The following is a 262-nucleotide window of genomic DNA, read 5'->3' as shown; positions in this document are numbered from 1 at the left end:
GGTCGTGAAAGCGTCAGTGAACTGCGTGAAGTGTGTGAATGGTTAGCTTATTTAAAAGAACCTGAGCCACCGAAAGGTTTTAAAGAATTAATGGAAAAAGTACCGATCTTTAGCCAGGGACTGAATATGCCCACTAAAAGACTGCGTAAAGCACCCTGCCAGGAAATCGTGTTAACAGGCGATGACGTTGATTTAAGTCAGATCCCTATTCAGCATTGCTGGCCAGGAGACGTGGCCCCATTAATTACCTGGGGTTTAACGA

General features: G+C 45.0%; 1 protein-coding gene. It reads left to right on the top strand.

Translation table 11 applies throughout. The features are described 5' to 3' along the window. Positions 1-262, top strand: a 262-nt coding sequence (locus MTCD1_RS19515) for a UbiD family decarboxylase domain-containing protein (protein ID WP_200818686.1), incomplete at both ends; no start/stop codon positions are given.

Source organism: Colwellia marinimaniae (assembly GCF_002207865.1).
Classification (GTDB): Bacteria; Pseudomonadota; Gammaproteobacteria; order Enterobacterales; family Alteromonadaceae; genus Colwellia; species Colwellia marinimaniae.
The sequence above is the reverse complement of the archived record's forward strand: the minus strand, read 5'-3'. Positions and strand labels throughout refer to the sequence as shown.